The sequence below is a fragment of the Paracoccus sp. DMF genome, from assembly GCF_004407025.1.
GTDB classification, from domain to species: domain Bacteria; phylum Pseudomonadota; class Alphaproteobacteria; order Rhodobacterales; family Rhodobacteraceae; genus Paracoccus; species Paracoccus aminovorans_B.
The window spans coordinates 34,046-51,122 of the sequence record NZ_SOKV02000009.1 but is presented as its reverse complement, the minus strand read 5'-3'; the positions used below and the strand labels follow the sequence as shown (position 1 = coordinate 51,122).

Genomic DNA, 17,077 nt, shown 5'->3' with positions numbered 1-17,077 from the left:
CGCCATGGCCCGCCGGACCCTGACCTTTGCCCTGGCCGCGGGCGGCGGCGCGCTGTTCCTGGCGCTGCACCTGCCGCTGCCGCTGCTCTTGGGCCCGATGCTCGCCTGCCTGATCGCGGCGCTGGCGGGGGCGCCGCTGATGGGCGCGGGCGGGCTGGGCACCTTCATGCGCACCTTCCTGGGCGTCGCGGTCGGGGCCTCGATCACGCCCGAGGTGCTGGGCAAGATCCCCGAGATCGCCGCCTCGCTGGCCTTCGTCCCCGCCTTCATCCTGGTGATCGCGCTGGTCGGCTATCCGCTGTTCCGGCGCGGCTTCGGCTTCGACCACCCGACCGCCTGGTATGCCGCCATGCCGGGCGGCTTGCAGGACATGCTGGTCTTCGGCGAAGAGGCGGGCGGCGACGTGCGCGCCCTGTCGCTGATCCACGCCACGCGGGTGCTGGTCATCGTCACCGTGGCGCCGCTGATCATGCAGAGCTTCTGGGGCGTGGACCTGTCGCAGCCGCCGGGCGTCTCGATCCGCGCGACCGATCCCGCCGAGATCGCCATCATGGTCGCCGCCGGGCTGATCGGCTGGAAGGCGGCCGAGCGGCTGGGCCTGTTCGGCGCCTCGATCCTGGGGCCGATGATCCTGACGGCGGCGCTGTCGCTCGCGGGCGTGATCCAGCACCGCCCGCCGGCCGAGATCATCCAGGCGGCGCAGTTCTTCATCGGCGTCGCGGTCGGGGTGAAATACGTCGGCATCACCGGGCGCGAGCTGCGCATCGACGTCAGCGCCGGGCTGGTCTATGCGCTGTTCCTGGCGCTCATCAGCCTGATCTTCATCGAGCTGATCCTGCAATTGGGCCTGGCGCCGGCGCTCGACGCCTTCCTGGCCTATCTGCCGGGCGGGCAGGCCGAGATGGTGGTCATTGCCATCATCGCCGGCGCGGACCTGGCCTATGTCGTCAGCCATCACCTGCTGCGCATGGTGATCGTCATCACCCTGGCGCCGCTGGCCTCGAAGCTGCTGGAACGCCGGCGCTAGAAAAAGCTCTGCGGGTCGATGTCCACGGACAGCCGCAGGTTCGTCGGCGGCTTCGGCGCCTGCGCCAGCCATGAAGCGATCGCCGCCTGCACCGGCGCCTGGCGCGGGGCGCGGATCAGCATCCTGACCCGGCAGCGGCCGCGGATGCGGGTGATCGGCGCCGGCGCGGGGCCGAAAAGCTCGGCCCCCACGGCGCGCAGCGGCTCGGCCCGGCGGGCAAGCGCATGGGCGTAATCCTCGACCACCGGCATGTCGGGATGCGACAGGATGATCCCCGCCAGCCGGCCGAAGGGCGGCATGCCGGCCGCCTGGCGCTGCGCCGCCTCGGCGTCCCAGAAATCCTCGTCCCGGCCCGAGAGAATCGCCCGGATCACCGGATGCTCGGGCTGATAGGTCTGCAAGAGCGCCAGCCCCCGCGCCTCGCCGCCCTCGCGCCCGGCCCGGCCGGCGACCTGGCGCATCAGCTGGAAACTGCGCTCGGCCGCGCGCAGGTCGGCGCCTTGCAGGCCGAGGTCGGCGTCGATCACGCCCACCAGCGTCAGGCGCGGAAAGTTGTGACCCTTGGCGACCAGCTGGGTGCCGATGATGATGTCGGTTTCGCCGGCCCCGATCTCGGCGATGGCTTCCTTCAGCGCCCGGGCGGAATGGAACAGGTCCGAGGACAGCACCGAGGCGCGGGCCTCGGGGAACCGCTCGGCCACCTCCTCGGCCAGCCGCTCGACGCCGGGGCCGATGGCGGTCATCTTGCCCTCGACGCCGCAGGCGGGACAGGCGGTCGGGATCGGCTTGGTCTCGCCGCATTGGTGGCAGACGAGGCGGTTCTGGAAGCGGTGCTCGACCATGCGGGCGTCGCAATGGTCGCAGCCGATCTGCTGGCCGCAGGCGCGGCAGGCGGTGATCGGGGCATAGCCGCGCCGGTTCAGGAACAGGAGCGACTGCTCGCCGCGCTGCTTGCGGGCGGCGATCTCGGCGGCAAGACGCGGGCTGATCCAGCGGCCCTTTTCCATCTCTTGCTGGCGCAGGTCGATGGTGCCCATTTCCGGCAGTTCGGCGGTGCCATAGCGTGACCGCAGGTCCAGCCGGCGGTATTTTCCGGCGGCGGCATTGACCCAGGTCTCGACCGAGGGCGTGGCCGAGGCCAGCACCACCTGCGCCTGTTCGATGCTGGCGCGCAGCACCGCCATGTCGCGGGCGCTGTAATAGACCACGTCCTCCTGCTTGTAGCTGGAATCGTGCTCCTCATCGACGACGATCAGGCCCAGGTCGGCAAAGGGCAGGAACAGCGCCGAGCGGGCGCCGACCACCAGGCCGACGTTATGCGTCGCCGCCATGGTCCACAGCCGGCGGCGCTCGCTGCGGGTGATGCCGGAATGCCATTCGCCCGGCCGGGCGCCGAAACGGGCCTCGACCCGGTCGAGGAACTCGGCCGAGAGCGCGATCTCGGGCAGCAGCACCAGCGCCTGCCGGCCTTGGCGCAGGCATTCGGCCACGGCCTCCAGATAAACCTCGGTCTTGCCCGAGCCGGTGACGCCGCGCAGCAGCGTGGTGCCATAGGCGCGGCGGGCGACCTCGGCCCGCAGGGCATCGGCGGCCTCGGCCTGGTCCTGGGCCAGCGGCTTGCCGGGCAGGCCGGGGTCAAGGCGCGGATAGGGCACATCGCGCGGCGCCAGCACCTCGGCCAGCGTGCCGGATTTGACCAGCCCCTGCACCACGCCCGGGCTGACGCCGGCCAGCTGCGCCAGCTCGGCCGGCGCGAAGCCGGCGCCGCCGTGATCCTCGATCACCCGCAGCACGGCGGCGCGGGCGTCGGTCATGCGCGCGGGCGGCGGGCCGGCGCGATGGATGATGCGCCGGGCCGAGGGCGGCTGGTCCAGGTCCGGCGCCCGCGTCGCCATGCGCAGCATCGCGGGCAAGGGCGTCAGCGTGTATTCGCCCATCCGGGTCAGGAATTCGATCATGCCCCCCGACAGCGGCGGCGCATCGACCAGCCGGGCGACGGGCCGCAGCTTGGCCATGTCGAAATCGCCCATGCCCGGCCCCCAGACCGCCCCCATCACCCGGCGCGGTCCCAGCGGCACCACCACCAGCTGGCCCAGCCGCACCCCGCCCTCGGGCGCGAGGTAATCCAGCACGCCGACGACTTCCTGCGTCAGCACGGCGATGCGCGCACCATGGGGATAGAAGGGCGGCGGCATCGGGTTCAGGGCACCGCAGCCCAGCCGACGAACAGCAGCAGCGGCCAATGCCCGACCAGCACCGGGCCGGCGGCCAGCAGCGGCAGCAGATCGAACAGGTCGGGGTTCAGGGCTTCCAAGGGCGCTCTCCTGCGGACAAGGCCGGGATCTTGCACAGGCCCGCGCCCGCCCGCAAGCCGCGCGGACTTCACGCGCCGATTGTTATGCGCTAAACCCTCGGCAAATCCGCAAGAGGGGGCCCCCGCGCATGAAATTCTTTGTCGATACCGCCGACGTCGCCGCGATCCGCGAACTCAATGACCTGGGCATGGTGGATGGCGTCACCACCAACCCCTCGCTGATCCTGAAATCCGGCCGCGACATCCTGGAAGTCACCAAGGAAATCTGCGACCTGGTCGAAGGCCCGGTCAGCGCCGAGGTGGTGGCCAGCGACGCCGCCGACATGATCCGCGAGGGCGAGCGCCTGGTGAAGATCGCCTCGAACATCACCGTCAAGGTGCCGCTGACCTGGGACGGGCTCAAGGCCTGCAAGGCGCTGTCCTCGCAGGGCCACAAGGTCAACGTGACGCTGTGCTTCAGCGCGGCGCAGGCGATCCTGGCGGCGAAAGCCGGCGCGACCTTCATCAGCCCCTTCCTGGGCCGGCTCGACGACATCAACCTGGACGGCGGCGAACTGATCGCGCAGATCCGTGAGATCTACGACAATTACGACTTCCAGACCCAGATCCTGGCCGCCTCGATCCGCTCGGTGAACCACATCACCGATGTGGCCCGCATCGGCGCCGACGTCATCACCGCCCCGCCGGCGGTCATCAAGGCGATGGCGAATCACGTGCTGACCGACAAGGGCCTGGAACAGTTCAACGCCGACTGGGCCAAGACCGGGCAGAAGATCGTCTGATGCCCGACAGCCAGCCGCTTTCCGACGAGATGCGCGCCCGGCTGCTGGCGCAGCCCGAGCTGATCCTCGCCGACCGCGACCTGATGCGCGCGCTGATCGGCGCGCGCGAGGCCGAGGTGGGCGAGAATGTCATCGACATCCGCGGCCGCGCCATGCAGGCGCTGGAATCGCGGCTGGACCGGCTGGAATCGGCGCATGAATCGGTGATCTCGGCCGCCTATGACAACCAGTCGGGGATGAACACCATCCACCGCGCCGTGCTGTCGCTGCTGGAACCGATGGAGTTCGAGGGCTTCCTGGAAAACCTCGAACTCGCCGTCGCGCCGATCCTGCGGGTGGAAACCCTGCGGCTGGTGATGGAATCGGGCGGCGCCCTGCCCCAGCCGCAGGCCAGCGGCCCGCTGATCGTCGCCCCCGCCGGCACGGTGGCCGAGCTGATCTCGGGCGGCCGGCGCATGCCGCGCGGCGACGACATCGTGCTGCGCCGCGCCGCCAGCCAGACCCTGCCCTTTCACGGCGAAGCGCGCGCGCCGATCCGCTCCGAGGCGCTGTTGCCGCTGGACCTCGGCCCCGGCCGCTTCCCGGCGCTGCTCTTGATGGGTTCCGGCGATGTCGGGCGCTTCAACCCGGCGCAGGGCACGGACCTGTTGCGCTTCTTCGGCCAGGTGTTCCGGCTGGTGCTGATCTCCTGGCTCCGGGCATGAGCCAGCCGGCCGGCCCCTTGGCGCTGGCCCCGGCCATGGCCGACAATCTCGCGCGCTGGCTCGACAGCGAAAAGGCGACGCGCGACCGCTCCGAACACACGATCCGGGCCTATCAGGGCGATCTGCTGGCCTTCCTGGCCTTCCTCGGCGGCTATCACGGCACGCCGGCCCTGCCTGCGACGCTGGGCAGCCTGACCCAGACCGACATGCGTGCCTTTGCCGCCGCCGAGCGCGGGCGCGGCCTCGGCGCCCGCTCGCTGGCGCGAAGGCTCTCGGCCGCGCGCAGCTTCATCCGCTGGATGTCGGACCGGCACGGCTTCGACGCCTCCAGGGCGCTGGCGGCGCGCAGCCCGAAATTCACCCGCTCGCTGCCGCGCCCGCTGGCGCCGGACCAGGCCGAGGCGGTGCTGGACATCGCCGGCGACACCCACGCCGAGCCCTGGATCGCCGCCCGCGACACCGCCGTCCTGACCCTGCTCTACGGCTGCGGGCTGCGCATCTCCGAGGCGCTCAGCCTCGACGGCCGCGACTGGCCCTTCCGCGAGGCGCTGACCATCCGCGGCAAGGGCAAGAAGGAACGCCAGGTGCCGGTGCTGCCCATCGCGCAGCAGGCGACGGCGGCCTATCTCCAGCTCTGCCCCTGGCCGCTGGAGCCGCAAGCGCCGCTGTTTCGCGGCGCGCGCGGCGGCCGGCTGAACCCGTCGCTGATCGCGACGGCGATGCGGCACGCGCGCCAGGTCATGGGCCTGCCGCCGACGGCGACGCCGCATGCGCTGCGCCACAGCTTCGCCACGCATCTGCTGGCGGCGGGCGGCGATCTGCGCATCATCCAGGAACTGCTGGGCCACGCCAGCCTCTCGACCACCCAGGTCTATACCGGCATCGACGACGCCCGGCTGCTGGAGGTCTACCGCGCCGCCCATCCCCGCGGCTGATCGGCTTCTTTGCTCCTCAAATACCCCCGCCGCCCGTGCCACGGGCCCGGCCGCCGCACCCCGGCCCCAACGGCTTTCACCGTTTCCCAAATACTCCCGGCCACCGCGCCGCACGCGCGGCCTTTACAATCCGGGCGCCGCGCCGCAAAGCCCGGGCCATGGACCTCTCGCTCGACCTTCTGCTGATGCTGATCGGCGCCGCCTTCGCGGCCGGCTTCGTCGATGCCATCGCCGGCGGCGGCGGGCTGATCACCGTGCCGGCGCTGATGCTCGCGGGCCTGCCGCCCGCGCAGGCGCTGGCCACCAACAAGGTGCAGGGCGTGTTCGGCGCCGCGACGGCGGCGATCTCCTATGCCCGGCGCGGCCTGGTCGATCCGCGCGCGCAACTGCCCGAGGCCGCCGTGGCCTTCATGGCCGGGCTCTGGGGCGCGGCGCTGGTCAGCTTCCTGCCGACGCAGGCGCTGCGCTACGGCCTGCCGCTGCTCTTGATCGGCATCGCGGTCTTCTTCGCGCTGAAGCCGGGGCTCGACGACACCGACCGGGCGCGGCGCCTGCCGCATGCGGTCTTTGCCGCGACGGTGGTGCCGGCGGTCGCCTTCTACGACGGGCTGCTGGGGCCGGGCACCGGCTCGTTCTTCATGCTGGGCTTCGTGATGCTGGCGGGCTACGGCATCCTCAAGGCGACGGCGCATACGAAACTGCTGAACTTCGCCTCGAACCTGGGCGGGCTGGTGGCCTTCGCCCTGGTCGGCAAGCCGCTGTGGCTGGTCGGCGCCGCCATGGCGGTGGCGCAGATCGCCGGCGCCAGCCTCGGCGCGCGGCTGGCCATGCGCATCGGCGCCCGGGTCATCAAGCCGCTGCTGGTCGTCACCTCGACCGCGCTGGCGCTGCGGCTGATCTGGCAGCTCATGTAACGGGGCGGGACCGCGCCCGCCCCGAAAGCCTTGGGCAAGGCTCAGACGAAGACGAACATCGAATCGTCCAGTTCGGCCAGCGCGACCCCTTCCAGCACCAGCCGGTTGCCGCCGCCCAGGTCGAAGACCGCATCCGTCCCGTCCTGCCGGGCCGCAGCCATCAGCGCCGCGTAATCGTCGGTGCCGGCCAGATCGACGCGGATCACCTCGGCCTGGTCCGCACCGCAGCCGCAGCCGCCGGTCTCGAAGTCGATGATGCGGTCGCTGCCGCCGTCGAAGACGAAGGTATCGCGGCCATAGCCGCCCGAGAGCAGGTCGTTCCCCGCCCCGCCATCGACCAGATCGTCGCCGAAACAGCCGTTGACGGTATCGTTGCCCGAACCGCCCATCAGCTGGTCATTGCCGAAACCGCCATGCAGGAAGTCGTTGCCGGCCTCGCCCTTCAGCGTGTCATTGCCGAAGCAGCCGTGCAGGCTGTCGTTGCCGGTGCCGCCCCACAGCGCATCATTGCCCAGCCCGCCATGCATGAAGTCGTGGCCGGCCTGGCCCCACATGCGGTCGTTGCCATTGCAGCCATGCATCGAATCGCGGCCGTCGCCGCCCCAGAGGCTGTCATTGCCGAAACCGCCGTGCAGGAAGTCGTCGCCGCCAAAGCCGCGCAGCTGGTCGTTGCCGCCGCCGCCCAGGATGCCGTCGTCGCAATCGGTGCCGTCCAGGATCTCGGGGCCGGAAACGCCGCGGATCACGTTCAGCGTGGGCAGCCGGCCCATCTGCCGCGCCAGCTCGGCAGCCACGTCGGCCAGGGTCTCGGAATAGACCGCCCAGTAATAATCATAAGACAAAGTCGCCATGGGTCTTACCTCGGTAACATGAAAAACCGCCCGAGTTCTTCGGGCGAAACCACATTCCCATATTCCCGCGGAAGGTGACATGCCGCGCCGGCCGACCGGCGCAAAACCGCCGGATCAAGCGGTTCGGAACCCGGCGATTCCCGAAACGATCAGTTCGGGAAGCCCGAGGCGCGGCGCATCTCGCCCGTGGCCATGCCGCGCCAGTTGCGGATCGGGTCGGTCAGGTATTTCCCGACCACCGGATGGCCCTCCTCCAGCAGCCCCAGATGCACCATCAGCGCGGTGATCGCCGCCTCGGCGCCGCGCGTGCCGCCGTCCGAGACCTTCAGCGCGATGCCCAGGCCGCGCTCGGGCACGATGCCGACAAAGACCGCCTCGGCCCCGGTCTTGACGGCGGCGCGGCCCTTCATGGCACGCATCAGCTCGGTGCAGGCACGGCCTTCGCCGGCGACCAGCCCGGGATGCGCGATCATCGCCTCGACCAGCCGGCGCTGCGCCGCGCCGCGCGCCCCGGCGCCGGGCCGGGCAAAGGACGCCATGGCGCGGGCCAGCCCCTCGACCGTGCAGGCGAAATTCGGCGCGGCGCAGCCGTCGATGCCCCAGCCGGCGGCAGTCTCGCCCGTGACCTCCTCGAAGGCACGGCGCACGGCGCGCTGCACCGGGTGGTCGATCTCGACATATTCCGGCCCGGCCTTCATGTGCCGCTTCAGCGTCAGGAAGCCGGCATGCTTGCCCGAGCAGTTGTTGTGGATCTGGCAGGGCGCGGTGTCGGAACAGAGCAGCCGCCGATGCTCGGCCGGGTCGCGCGGCATATGGGCGCCGCAGCGCAGATCCTCCTCCTCGAGCCCCAGGCCCGAGAGCCAGGCCGAGACCCGATCGACATGCGCCCGCGCGCCGTTGTGGCTGGCGCAGGCCAGCGCCAGTTGCTCGCTGCCCAGGCCCGCCGCATCGGCCGCGCCGCTTTCGACCAGCGGCAGCGCCTGGATCATCTTGCACGAGGACCGCGGGAAGATCACCGTGCCCGGATTGCCCCAGGCCTCGACCACGCCCTCGGCGTCCGAGATCACCACATGGCCCAGATGGCTGCTTTCGCGCAGGCCCCCGCGCCACAATTCGATCAGTCTTGCGGCCGTCATGGCTCCCCCTTGCTCTGACAATCGCGCGATGTTCCGCAAAAAAGGGGTTTTTCCCCCGTTCAATTTCGCATTATCTTGCAGCCAGATGGTTGAAAATACCACCGTCATCGGCAACAAGCCGGATCGAACCGGACCATGGCAGGAGACCAGAGCATGTTGAAATCCGCGCCGCGCGCCGCAGCGGCTGCCGCTGCAATCGCGATCGCCGCGTCTTCGCCGGTCCTGGCCCAGGACTCGACGAATGTGATCGGGACCGAGGGCGACTGGACCGTCTTCTCGGCGTCGAGCCCCAAGGAATGCTGGGCCGTGTCGGCCCCGAAATCGACGCAGAACGTCGACGCCTCGGGCAAGCCCAAGGAAGTGACGCGCGGCGACATCCGCCTCTATGTCGCCTATCGCCCCGGCCAGGGCGGCGAGGTCTCGTTCTCGGGCGGCTATCCCTTCGCACCGGATTCGACGGTCGAGGTGAATATCGGCGGCAATGTCTTCAAGCTGTTCACCGAGGGCGAAAGCGCCTGGACCGGCTCGCCCTCCGAGGACAGCAAGCTGGTCAGCGCGCTGCGCGGCGGTTCGTCGGCGGTCATCTCGGGCCGCTCGGCCCGCGGCACGGTGACCAAGGACACGTTCAGCCTGTCCGGCATCACCGCCGCGACCAACAAGGCCCAGGCCGCCTGCAAATAAGCCACGGCCACGCCACGACACGGGAACGGGGGCTTCGGCCCCTGTTTTCTTTTGGGCCGCTTTCGCCTATATAGGGGCCTTGCCCAACGCCCGGATCCGCCCAAGCCATGAACGCCCCCATCCCCGCCGCCCCGATCACGCAGGATCTTCTGACCATCCCGCGCAAGCTGCCGGAATCGGCGCTGACGAATATCGTCGGCCTGACCCGCGACCAGCTGCGCGACGCGTTGGTCCAGGCCGGGACGCCCGAAAAGCAGGCCAGGATGCGCGTCGGCCAGATCTGGCAATGGGTCTATCACTGGGGCGTGCGCGATTTCGCGCAGATGACCAACCTTGCCAAGGATTACCGCGCCTTTCTGGCCGAGCGGTTCGAGATCACGGTGCCCGAGATCGTGACCCGCCAGATCAGCGCCGACGGCACGCGCAAATACCTGCTGCGCATCGCCGGCGGGCATGAGGTCGAGACGGTCTATATCCCCGAGGAATCGCGCGGCACGCTGTGCATTTCCAGCCAGGTCGGCTGCACGCTGACCTGTTCCTTCTGCCACACCGGCACGCAGAAGCTGGTGCGCAACCTGACGGCGGGCGAGATCGTCGGCCAGGTCATGGTCGCCCGCGACGACCTGGGCGAATGGCCGCAGCCCGGCGCGCCCAAGGACGAGACCCGGCTGGTCAGCAACGTCGTCCTGATGGGCATGGGCGAGCCGCTGTATAACTTCGACAATGTCCGCGACGCCATGAAGGTGGTGATGGATGGCGAGGGCATCAGCCTGTCGCGCCGCCGCATCACGCTGTCCACCAGTGGCATCGTGCCCGAGATCGCCAAGACCGCCGAGGAGATCGGCTGCCTGCTGGCCGTCAGCTTCCACGCCACCACCGACGCGGTGCGCGACAAGCTGGTGCCGGTGAACCGCAAGTGGAACATCGAGACGCTGCTGAACGCGCTGCGCGAATACCCGCGCCTGTCGAACAGCGAACGCATCACCTTCGAATATGTCATGCTGGACGGCGTGAACGACAGCGACGAGGACGCCCGCCGCCTGGTCAAGCTGATCCGCGGCATCCCGGCCAAGATCAACCTGATCCCGTTCAACGAATGGCCGGGCGTGGCCTATCGCCGCTCGAGCTGGGAGCGGATCGAGGCCTTCGCCGACATCGTCCACAAGGCCGGCTATGCCTCGCCGATCCGCACGCCCCGGGGCGAGGACATCATGGCCGCCTGCGGCCAGCTGAAATCCGCGACCGAGCGCGGCCGCAAGTCGCGGGCCGAGATCGCGGCCGAGACCGGCAGCGCCGCCTGAGCGGACTTGCGAAAGGCCGCGTCAGCATCCGCTTACGTGCTCCATCGTCAGCGTTTCGCCAATCGACGCCAGGGCTCTGGCGCCGTTTCCTCAGCCTGTCGCCGCGGCAATCCGCCCGGCGCTTGCAAAGGAAGACAGCCCATGGAACTGAAGCGATTCACGCTGGCCCTGGCCCTGGCCGCCACGCCGCTTTCGGCATTCGCGATGCCGGCCGTCGGGGATATGGTCGGCACCAACCCGGCCGATGCGACCGCCGCCCTTGAAAAGGCCGGGTGCAAGGTCAAGGAATTCGAGCCGGAAGGCGGCAAGATCGAGGCCAAATGCACCGATGCCGACGGCAAGAGATGGGAGGTCTACATCGACCCCAAGAGCGGCGCCGTCACCGAGATCAAGGCTGATGGTTGAGCATGTCGCGCCTGGCCAAACCCGACACCGGGGGCGCCGTCGCGCCCCCCAATCCCTGGGATCCGCTGATCCGCATTTCCCATTGGGGCATCGCCGCCGCCGTCTTCGTCAACGGATTGATCGTCAAGCCCGGTGGCACCATTCACATCTGGATCGGATGGGCGGCGATGGCACTGCTGGCCGCCCGCCTGGTCTGGGGCCTCGTCGGCCCCCGCGAGGCGCGGTTTGCCGCCTTTCCGCCCGCTCCGCTGAGCGCGCTTCGGCATCTGGGACAGGTGCTGCGCGGCAGGGCGCGCGAATACCCCTCGCATAATCCGGCGGGGGCGATGATGGTCTATGCGCTCTGGCTGGGCCTGATCGTCGTCATCGCCACCGGTCTGGTGATGACAGGGGGCAAGACCCCGATCAACATCGCCGAGGAACGGGCGGCGGTCGCGGCGGGCGACTGGTCCGTCCTTGTCAAGGACGATGCCGCAGGCGATGATCGCCCCCAAGACACCAAGCTTGTCGAAGAGGTGCATGAGATTGCCGCCAACCTGCTGCTGTTCCTGGCGGTGCTGCATGTGCTGGGCGTGGCGGCCGAAAGTCGGGCCCTGGGGCGCAACCTGGTGCGGCCGATGATCCGCGGCAAAGACCGGTAGAGACGATGGACGGGCGCAAAAAGACCTCGTGGCGGAATCAATCCGCCGCCCTGGCGCTGCTCTTGCTGCTTCAGACGGTGGCGGCCGTGTTCTTCGTCGGGGATGCCCTGACCGATTTGCTGAGCTTTCCCGGCACCGCCCACGCCATCATCGAGGCCCTGGTCGCGCTGGCCTTGATCCTGGGCATCGTCATCGGCGGCTGGCAATTGCGGCTGACGCTGGAGCGGCTGCGCGACCAAGAGCGGATGCTGGACGCCGCGCGTGGCGACATGGCCCGGATCGTCGAGGGCCAGTTCGAGATCTGGGGCCTTACCTCAGCCGAGCGTGACGTGGGAAGGCTGGCGCTGAAGGGCCTGGACGTGGCCGAGATCGCCACCATTCGCAGCGCGGCGCAGGGCACGATCCGGGCGCAGTTGACGCGCATCTATGCCAAGGCGGGCGTCTCGGGACGGGCCCAGTTCGCAGCCTGGTTCGTCGAGGACCTGTTCAGCGACAGACCGGCGGCGAAGGAAGACGGCGCGCGCGCCGTCCCGCAGGAGCCCTAGCCCCCGCCCGCTTCCCGCCATCACGCCCGGTTGATCTTTCGCCGTGATTCTTGCCCCTCGCGCCCCTAGGTCGTAGAAGCGTCCCGACCCGCGAGTGAGGCGCCCCATGACCCATCCCAAACCCGTCGTCCTTTGCATCCTTGATGGCTGGGGCATTTCCGCCCGACCGCAGCAAAGCGCGCCGGACCAGGCCAGCACGCCGAACTTCGACCGGCTGATGCGCGACTGCCCGCATGCCACGCTGACCACCTTCGGCCCCGATGTCGGCCTGCCCAAGGGCCAGATGGGCAATTCCGAGGTCGGCCACACCAATATCGGCGCCGGCCGCGTCGTCGCCATGGACCTGGGCCAGATCGACCTCGCCATCGAGGACGGCAGCTTCTACCGCAACACCGGGCTTGGCGAATTCATCCGCAAGCTCAAGGCCTCGGGCGGCACGGCGCATCTGATGGGCATCATCTCGGACGGGGGCGTGCACGGCCATATCCACCATGTCGTCGCCGCCGCCCGCGCCCTGACCGAAAAGGGCGTGCCGGTCGTGGTCCACGCCGTCACCGACGGCCGCGACGTGCCGCCGAAATCCGCCCTGGGTTTCCTGACCGAACTGCAGGGCAGCCTGCCCGAGGGCGCGCGCATCGGCACCGTGGTCGGGCGCTATTTCGCCATGGACCGCGACAACCGCTGGGAGCGCGTCGCCCGCGCCTATGCCCTGATGGTGCAGGGCAAGGGCCTACCCGCGCCGGATGCCGCCACCGCGGTCGCCGATGCCTATCGCCAGGACGAGACCGACGAATTCATCCAGCCCCGGGTGATCCGCAACTATCCCGGGGCCAAGGACGGGGACGGGTTCTTCTGCCTGAACTTCCGCGCCGACCGGGCGCGCGAGATCCTGGCGGCGGTGGGCGAGCCCGGCTTTTCCGCCTTCGACACCGGGCGGCGACCGGAATGGGCGGCGCTGCTGGGCATGGTCGATTATTCGGAGCGCCACGACCAGTTCATGGACGCCGCCTATCCCAAGCGGCAGGTGGTGAACACGCTGGGCGCCTGGGTGGCGCGGAAGGGCCTGCGCCAGTTCCGCCTGGCCGAGACCGAGAAATACCCGCATGTCACCTTCTTCCTGAACGGCGGCAAGGAGACGCCGGAGCCGGGCGAGGACCGTTTCATGCCGCAAAGCCCCAAGGTCGCGACCTATGACCTGGCGCCCGAAATGGCCGCACCCGAGGTCAGCGCCAAACTGGTCGAGGCCATCGGCGCCGGCTACGACCTGATCGTGGTGAATTTCGCCAATCCCGACATGGTCGGCCATACCGGCAGCCTGCCCGCCGCGATCCGCGCCTGCGAGGCGGTGGACCAGGGCCTGGGCATGATGCTGGACGCGCTGGACCGCGCCGGCGGCGCGGCGGTGGTCATCGCCGACCACGGCAATTGCGAAACCATGATCGACCCCGAGACCGGCGGCCCGCATACCGCCCATACCGTGAACCCGGTGCCGGTCATCGTCTATGGCGGCCCGGCCGGCGCCAGCCTGCGCGACGGCCGGCTGGCCGATGTCGCGCCGACGGTGCTGGAGCTGATGGGCCTCGACCTGCCGGAGGAAATGACCGGCCGCTCGCTGATCGCGCGCGCATGAGACTGACGCTGCTTCTGCCGGTGGCGCTGGCGCTGGGGCTGGTCTCGATGGCGCCGGCGCAGACCGCGACCCCGACCCAGGGCGACGGGCAGCTGGGCCAGGCCGCGGCCGAGGCGGCCGAGGCCGCCGAGATGCTGCGCGCCGCCGTGGGCCAGCTGGACCAGGCGCTGACCGAGGACGACCAGGTCGCCTCGCTGACCCGGATGATCCGCGCCTATGAGCAGGGCCTGTCGGCGCTGCGCGACGGGCTGCGCCGCGCCGGCGTGCGCGAGCAGGAAATCCGCACCGAATTCGACGCCCGCCGCGACCGGCTGGGCCGGGTGCTGGGGGTGATGACCTCGATGCAGCGCTCGCCCGAGACCATGCTGCTCTTGCATCCCTCGGGGCCCGAGGCTTCGGCCCGGGCCGGGATGATCCTCGCCTCGGTCGCGCCGGGGCTCGAGGCCGAAGCCAAGGAGATGCAGCAGAAGCTCGAGGAGATCCGCACCGTCCGCGCCATCCAGCTGAGCGCCGCCAATGTGCTGGCGCAGGGCCTGGGCCAGGTGCAGGAGGCGCGGCGGCTGCTGGCCTCGGCCGTCACCGACCGTTCCAGCCTGCCGGTGCGCTTCGGCGAGGACCCCAAGGAACTGACCGCGCTGGTGCAATCGGCCGATACGCTGGACGCCTTCGCCTCGGGCATCACCGGGATGGAGCAGGACGTGGGCGCGCCCATGGCCGATTTCGAGGGCGCCCAGGGCAGCCTGGCGCTGCCCGCCATCGGCAAGGTGATCCGCCGCTACAACGAACCCGACGCGGCCGGGGTGGAACGCCCGGGACTGGTCATCGCCACCGCGCCCGCCGCGCTGGTCACGACGCCCTGGCCGGCGACGATCCGCTATCGCGGTCCCTTGCTGGATTACGGCAATGTGATGATCCTTGAACCCGCGCGCGGCTATCTGATGATATTTGCCGGCCTCGCGCAGGTCTTTGGCGAGACCGGCGACGTGCTGGCGGCGGGCGAGCCCGTCGGGCTGATGGGCGGCGCGGAACCGCCGGCGCAGGAATTCGGGGCCGAGTTCGTCGCCAATGCCGCCACTGGCGGCGGCGCCGGGCAAAGCGAAACACTGTATGTTGAACTGCGCCGGGGCAAGGAAATGCTGGACCCGGCCGAGTGGTTCGTGATGAATCCGATTATCGGCGATGCCACGCAGGGTGGAACGGGCCAAAACGCAACCGGGCAGGACGGGACGGAATGAAACACTATCTTCTGGCAGGGGCGATCGGCACGCTTGCGGGCGCCGTGGTCGCTACGCAATTCGCCGGCCCCCTGGTCGCGCAGGAAACCGGCAAGAACGCCTCGGTCTATGAGCAGCTCGACCTGTTCGGCAATGTCTTCGAACGGGTGCGCGCCGATTATGTCGAGTCGGTGGACGACAAGAAGCTGATCGAGGCAGCGATCAACGGCATGCTGACCTCGCTCGACCCGCATTCCTCCTTCCTGGCCGCCAAGGATTACGAGGACATGCAGACCCAGACCCGCGGCAGCTTCGGCGGCCTCGGCATCGAGGTCGGGCAGGAGGACGGGCTCGTGAAGGTCATCTCGCCCATCGACGACACGCCCGCGGCCGAGGCGGGCGTGAAGGCCGGCGATTTCATCACCCATGTGAACGGCGAATCGCTGATGGGGCTGAACCTCGACGAGGCGGTCGAGAAGATGCGCGGCCCCATCGGCTCGGAAATCAAGATCACCATCCTGCGCGAGGGCGAGAAGGAACCCTTCGACCTGACCATGACGCGCGACACCATCAAGCTGACCGTGGTCAAGACCCGGATCGAGGGTCACGCCGTGGTGCTGCGCGTCACCACCTTCAACGACGAGACCATGGACACGCTGCGCACCGAGATGGCCAAGGCGATCAAGGACGCCGGCGGCATCGACAAGGTCACGGGCTTCGTGCTGGACCTGCGCAACAACCCGGGCGGGCTGTTGAACCAGGCCATCGACGTCTCGGACGCCTTCCTCGACAAGGGCGAGATCGTCTCGACCCGCGGCCGCAAGCCCGAGGAATCGGAACGCTGGAACGCCAAGCCGGGCGACCTGGCCGAGGGCAAGCCGATGGTGGCGCTGATCAACGGCGGCTCGGCCTCGGCCTCGGAGATCGTCACCGGCGCGCTTCAGGATCACCGCCGCGCCATCGTCGTGGGCACCAAGTCCTTCGGCAAGGGCTCGGTCCAGACCGTGATGCCGGTCACCGCCGACAGCGCCATCCGCCTGACCACGGCGCGCTATTACACGCCGTCCGGCCGGTCGATCCAGGCGCTGGGGATCCAGCCCGACATCATCGTCGAGCAGCCGACCCCGCCCCAGGCCGCGGAGGGCGAGGACGAGAACAAGCCCAAGACCGATTCGAAATTCCTCAGCTCCGAGGCCGACCTGCGCGGCGCGCTGAACAACGACGCCGTGTCGGACGAGGAGAAGAAGCAGATGCAGGAGGAGGCCAAGGAGGTCGAGGCCACCGCCAAGCTGCGCGAGGAGGATTACCAGTTGGCCTATGCCGTGGACATCCTGAAGGGGCTGGCGGCGATGGACTACAACGCCAAGGCCGTGCCCGAGGCGGCCAAGCCCGCCAATACCGGCGAGAACGCGGCGCAGGGCGCGCAGACGCAATGACCGAGCTGTTGGGGCCTTCGGGCCTGCCCTATCGGCCCTGCGCCGGGGTGGTGCTGATCAACCCGGCCGGCCTGGTCTTTGCCGGGCAGCGCATCGACAACCCGACCCCGGCCTGGCAGATGCCGCAGGGCGGCATCGACGCGGGCGAGACGCCGCGCGACGCCGCGCTGCGCGAGCTGGTCGAGGAGACCGGCGTCACCACCGACCTGGTGGACGTGCTGGCCGAGACCGCCGACTGGGTGACCTACGACCTGCCGCCCGAGCTGCTGGGCAAGGTCTGGAAGGGCAAATACGGCGGCCAGAAGCAGAAATGGTTCGCCATGCGTTTCCTTGGCCCGGACGAGGCGGTGCGGATCGCCACCGAACATCCCGAGTTCGACCGCTGGCAATGGATGCGCGCGGCCGATGTGCTGGAATCCATCGTGCCCTTCAAGCGCGATGTCTATGCGCGCGTATTGGGCGAGTTCCGCGAGATCCTGGCCTGATCGCGCCGGTGGCGCGGCAGGTGTTGGGTATTTGCAGAGCAAAGAAGTCGAAGGGCGGCCGGGATGGGCCGCCCTT

At 69.5% G+C, this 17,077-nt stretch carries 17 protein-coding genes; 14 read left to right on the top strand and 3 right to left on the bottom strand.

Translation table 11 applies throughout. From position 1 onward, the window contains the following. Positions 1-4 precede the first annotated feature (4 nt). Positions 5-1,027: an AbrB family transcriptional regulator gene (locus tag E3D03_RS07465; RefSeq protein WP_263566437.1), complete on the top strand. Its 1,023-nt coding sequence runs from the start codon at positions 5-7 to the stop codon at positions 1,025-1,027. Here E3D03_RS07465 and E3D03_RS07460 read toward each other — a convergent pair. Then, a complete protein-coding gene (locus E3D03_RS07460; protein ID WP_263566436.1) occupies positions 1,024-3,222 on the bottom strand; it encodes a primosomal protein N' in 2,199 nt (732 codons plus the stop codon). The genes E3D03_RS07465 and E3D03_RS07460 overlap by 4 nt on opposite strands. A 247-nt stretch (positions 3,223-3,469) precedes the next feature. Here E3D03_RS07460 and fsa point away from each other — a divergent pair, with 247 nt between their 5' ends. From fsa to E3D03_RS07440, 4 genes are all read left to right on the top strand, one after another. Then, complete coding sequence (fsa, locus tag E3D03_RS07455; RefSeq protein ID WP_263566435.1) at positions 3,470-4,123, top strand: fructose-6-phosphate aldolase; 654 nt, start codon at positions 3,470-3,472, stop codon at positions 4,121-4,123. Continuing rightward, entirely contained in the window at positions 4,123-4,827 is a 705-nt protein-coding gene (locus E3D03_RS07450; protein ID WP_263566434.1) for a DUF484 family protein, read from the top strand. The genes fsa and E3D03_RS07450 overlap by 1 nt, the downstream gene beginning before the upstream one ends. After that, positions 4,824-5,762, top strand: a complete 939-nt coding sequence (locus E3D03_RS07445) for a tyrosine recombinase XerC (protein ID WP_263566433.1) — start codon at positions 4,824-4,826, stop codon at positions 5,760-5,762. Before E3D03_RS07450 ends, E3D03_RS07445 begins: the two co-directional genes overlap by 4 nt. A gap of 158 nt (positions 5,763-5,920) precedes the next feature. After that, entirely contained in the window at positions 5,921-6,676 is a 756-nt protein-coding gene (locus tag E3D03_RS07440; RefSeq protein WP_062561368.1) for a TSUP family transporter, read from the top strand. A 41-nt stretch (positions 6,677-6,717) separates the two neighbouring features. Here E3D03_RS07440 and E3D03_RS07435 read toward each other — a convergent pair whose 3' ends face one another. Beyond that, a complete protein-coding gene (locus E3D03_RS07435) occupies positions 6,718-7,527 on the bottom strand; it encodes a calcium-binding protein (RefSeq protein ID WP_263566432.1) in 810 nt (269 codons plus the stop codon). 149 nt (positions 7,528-7,676) lie between these two features. After that, entirely contained in the window at positions 7,677-8,663 is a 987-nt protein-coding gene (locus E3D03_RS07430; RefSeq protein WP_263566431.1) for an asparaginase, read from the bottom strand. Positions 8,664-8,816: 153 nt separating this feature from the next. Between E3D03_RS07430 and E3D03_RS07425 the strand changes: the two genes are divergently transcribed. From E3D03_RS07425 to E3D03_RS07385, 9 genes are all read left to right on the top strand, one after another. Beyond that, positions 8,817-9,344 (top strand): invasion associated locus B family protein, encoded by a 528-nt coding sequence (locus E3D03_RS07425; RefSeq protein ID WP_263566430.1) that lies wholly within the window; start codon positions 8,817-8,819, stop codon positions 9,342-9,344. 107 nt (positions 9,345-9,451) lie between these two features. Further along, a complete protein-coding gene (gene rlmN, locus E3D03_RS07420; RefSeq protein WP_263566429.1) occupies positions 9,452-10,645 on the top strand; it encodes a 23S rRNA (adenine(2503)-C(2))-methyltransferase RlmN in 1,194 nt (397 codons plus the stop codon). Between the two features lie 141 nt (positions 10,646-10,786). Further along, the gene (locus tag E3D03_RS07415) at positions 10,787-11,050 is read left to right on the top strand and encodes a PepSY domain-containing protein (RefSeq protein ID WP_062561373.1); all 264 of its coding nucleotides are present in this window, start codon (positions 10,787-10,789) and stop codon (positions 11,048-11,050) included. A 2-nt stretch (positions 11,051-11,052) separates the two neighbouring features. Beyond that, a complete protein-coding gene (locus E3D03_RS07410; protein ID WP_263566496.1) occupies positions 11,053-11,691 on the top strand; it encodes a cytochrome b/b6 domain-containing protein in 639 nt (212 codons plus the stop codon). A 5-nt stretch (positions 11,692-11,696) separates the two neighbouring features. Beyond that, entirely contained in the window at positions 11,697-12,236 is a 540-nt protein-coding gene (locus E3D03_RS07405) for a helix-turn-helix transcriptional regulator (protein WP_062561375.1), read from the top strand. A 106-nt stretch (positions 12,237-12,342) separates the two neighbouring features. Then, positions 12,343-13,866 carry a 2,3-bisphosphoglycerate-independent phosphoglycerate mutase gene (gene gpmI / locus E3D03_RS07400; RefSeq protein WP_062561376.1) on the top strand — a complete coding sequence of 508 codons (1,524 nt, stop codon included), beginning with the start codon at positions 12,343-12,345 and terminating at the stop codon, positions 13,864-13,866. Further along, positions 13,863-15,101, top strand: a complete 1,239-nt coding sequence (locus E3D03_RS07395) for a murein hydrolase activator EnvC family protein (protein WP_263566428.1) — start codon at positions 13,863-13,865, stop codon at positions 15,099-15,101. The genes gpmI and E3D03_RS07395 overlap by 4 nt, the downstream gene beginning before the upstream one ends. Then, the gene (locus tag E3D03_RS07390; RefSeq protein WP_263566427.1) at positions 15,098-16,516 is read left to right on the top strand and encodes a S41 family peptidase; all 1,419 of its coding nucleotides are present in this window, start codon (positions 15,098-15,100) and stop codon (positions 16,514-16,516) included. Before E3D03_RS07395 ends, E3D03_RS07390 begins: the two co-directional genes overlap by 4 nt. Further along, complete coding sequence (locus E3D03_RS07385) at positions 16,513-17,001, top strand: RNA pyrophosphohydrolase (RefSeq protein ID WP_263566426.1); 489 nt, start codon at positions 16,513-16,515, stop codon at positions 16,999-17,001. The genes E3D03_RS07390 and E3D03_RS07385 overlap by 4 nt, the downstream gene beginning before the upstream one ends. Positions 17,002-17,077: the final 76 nt, after the last annotated feature.

What these genes read in the sequence shown, in the direction of transcription:
- E3D03_RS07430 (WP_263566431.1), bottom strand. Translation starts at nt 8,663, where the DNA reads ATGACGGCCGCAAGACTGATCGAATTGTGGCGCGGGGGCCTGCGCGAA.
- E3D03_RS07450 (WP_263566434.1), top strand. Translation starts at nt 4,123, where the DNA reads ATGCCCGACAGCCAGCCGCTTTCCGACGAGATGCGCGCCCGGCTGCTG.
- E3D03_RS07405 (WP_062561375.1), top strand. Translation starts at nt 11,697, where the DNA reads ATGGACGGGCGCAAAAAGACCTCGTGGCGGAATCAATCCGCCGCCCTG.
- E3D03_RS07460 (WP_263566436.1), bottom strand. Translation starts at nt 3,222, where the DNA reads ATGCCGCCGCCCTTCTATCCCCATGGTGCGCGCATCGCCGTGCTGACG.
- E3D03_RS07415 (WP_062561373.1), top strand. Translation starts at nt 10,787, where the DNA reads ATGGAACTGAAGCGATTCACGCTGGCCCTGGCCCTGGCCGCCACGCCG.
- E3D03_RS07425 (WP_263566430.1), top strand. Translation starts at nt 8,817, where the DNA reads ATGTTGAAATCCGCGCCGCGCGCCGCAGCGGCTGCCGCTGCAATCGCG.
- gpmI (WP_062561376.1), top strand. Translation starts at nt 12,343, where the DNA reads ATGACCCATCCCAAACCCGTCGTCCTTTGCATCCTTGATGGCTGGGGC.
- E3D03_RS07440 (WP_062561368.1), top strand. Translation starts at nt 5,921, where the DNA reads ATGGACCTCTCGCTCGACCTTCTGCTGATGCTGATCGGCGCCGCCTTC.
- E3D03_RS07465 (WP_263566437.1), top strand. Translation starts at nt 5, where the DNA reads ATGGCCCGCCGGACCCTGACCTTTGCCCTGGCCGCGGGCGGCGGCGCG.
- E3D03_RS07390 (WP_263566427.1), top strand. Translation starts at nt 15,098, where the DNA reads ATGAAACACTATCTTCTGGCAGGGGCGATCGGCACGCTTGCGGGCGCC.
- rlmN (WP_263566429.1), top strand. Translation starts at nt 9,452, where the DNA reads ATGAACGCCCCCATCCCCGCCGCCCCGATCACGCAGGATCTTCTGACC.
- E3D03_RS07435 (WP_263566432.1), bottom strand. Translation starts at nt 7,527, where the DNA reads ATGGCGACTTTGTCTTATGATTATTACTGGGCGGTCTATTCCGAGACC.
- E3D03_RS07445 (WP_263566433.1), top strand. Translation starts at nt 4,824, where the DNA reads ATGAGCCAGCCGGCCGGCCCCTTGGCGCTGGCCCCGGCCATGGCCGAC.
- E3D03_RS07410 (WP_263566496.1), top strand. Translation starts at nt 11,053, where the DNA reads ATGTCGCGCCTGGCCAAACCCGACACCGGGGGCGCCGTCGCGCCCCCC.
- E3D03_RS07395 (WP_263566428.1), top strand. Translation starts at nt 13,863, where the DNA reads ATGAGACTGACGCTGCTTCTGCCGGTGGCGCTGGCGCTGGGGCTGGTC.
- E3D03_RS07385 (WP_263566426.1), top strand. Translation starts at nt 16,513, where the DNA reads ATGACCGAGCTGTTGGGGCCTTCGGGCCTGCCCTATCGGCCCTGCGCC.
- fsa (WP_263566435.1), top strand. Translation starts at nt 3,470, where the DNA reads ATGAAATTCTTTGTCGATACCGCCGACGTCGCCGCGATCCGCGAACTC.